This is a genomic window from Sphingomonas sp. 10B4, assembly GCF_035019905.1.
Classification (GTDB): domain Bacteria; phylum Pseudomonadota; class Alphaproteobacteria; order Sphingomonadales; family Sphingomonadaceae; genus Sphingomonas; species Sphingomonas glacialis.
Genome location: NZ_JASJVC010000161.1, coordinates 1 through 1,206, shown reverse-complemented (window position 1 = coordinate 1,206; position 1,206 = coordinate 1). Strand labels below are relative to the sequence as shown.

Sequence of the window (1,206 nt, the reverse complement as noted above, 5' to 3'; positions counted from 1 at the left end):
GGTCCACATCCAAGCTCTGAATCATACTTCAGCGACAAGCGGAATCCCTCAAATCCGATTTTCCAAACAGCCTCTTAGCCCCGGGGCGGGCGCGACCTGCCCTGCCGAGGTGATCGGGCGGGGCTGAGGCTAGTGGAAGCGGCGCTGACGCCGCTCTCCAACACGGAGACCAGCCATGACGAAGTTGAACGATATGCAGAGCATCCTGCTGTCCACCGCAGGCCAGCGCGACAGCGGCAGAGTGTATCCGCTGCCCGACACGCTGGCGAACGCGGACGATCGCGCACGCAAGGCGATTGCGGCGCTGATCAAGCGCAATCTCATGGAAGATCGCGAGACTGACGATGCGGTAGGTGTCGCTCGCGAGGACGGTGATCTGCGCTACGGCGTCTTCATCACCCCGGAGGGGCGCGCGGCGATTGGCCTTGGGGAAGGGGAGGGGGCTGGTCCGGACGTCACGCCGCCGATGCCCGCGCAGCCCAAGCCCGAACGCCAGACCAGGGCGGCTATGGTAATTGCGCTGCTCCAGCGTAAAGACGGTGCAACGCTGGCGGAGCTGATCGCCGCCACTGGCTGGCTGCCGCATACGACACGAGCGGCACTGACCGGCCTGCGCAAGAAAGGGCGTACAATCGAGCGAAGCAAGCGCGACAACGCGACCTGCTACCGCATCGTGGCGACAGGCTGATCATGGTGATGACCGTGGAAGAACAGATCGCCCGGCTGACGACCCTGTCGTCAGCCGATCTGCGCGAGGCGTGGGCCCGGCTGACCGCGTCACCGGTGCCACGGATAAGCCCGAGCCTGCTGCGATTGGCTCTGGCATACGAGATCCAGGCCCGCGCGTTCGGCGCCCTGTCGCGAGAGACCACCCGCAAGCTCGATCAGCTGGCTACGGCCAAGACCAAGACTAGCGCGGTGTCGCCGGGCATGCGGCTGGTGCGCGAGTGGGGCGGCAAGGCACATGTCGTCACCATCGGTGAGGACAAGGTGATCCGCTGGAACGAGCGCGAGTGGCAGAGCCTGTCCGAGGTGGCGCGCGAGATCACTGGCACGCGCTGGTCGGGACCCGCGTTCTTCGGCCTCAAGCGGAAGCTGGCGGCATGAAGCAGATCCGCTGTGCCATCCATACCCGCAAGTCGGCAAATTTGGACAGGCTGTTAAGTGGAGTTTCTGCCTGAAGGTGGCCAGCATGGCTGCCGAACA

At 64.9% G+C, this 1,206-nt stretch carries 2 protein-coding genes; both read left to right on the top strand.

Annotated features, from left to right (window positions below):
- Nucleotides 1–175: 175 nt before the first annotated feature.
- On the top strand, nt 176–688 hold the full coding sequence (locus QN347_RS19245) for a DUF3489 domain-containing protein (RefSeq protein ID WP_322160356.1): 513 nt from the start codon (nt 176–178) through the stop codon (nt 686–688).
- Nucleotides 689–690: 2 nt separating this feature from the next.
- The gene (locus QN347_RS19240) at nt 691–1,107 is read left to right on the top strand and encodes a DUF2924 domain-containing protein (protein WP_322160354.1); all 417 of its coding nucleotides are present in this window, start codon (nt 691–693) and stop codon (nt 1,105–1,107) included.
- Nucleotides 1,108–1,206 lie beyond the last annotated feature (99 nt).

Excerpts from the sequence above, each read along its gene's own strand:
- QN347_RS19245 (WP_322160356.1), top strand. The coding sequence starts at position 176 with ATGACGAAGTTGAACGATATGCAGAGCATCCTGCTGTCCACCGCAGGC.
- QN347_RS19240 (WP_322160354.1), top strand. The coding sequence starts at position 691 with ATGGTGATGACCGTGGAAGAACAGATCGCCCGGCTGACGACCCTGTCG.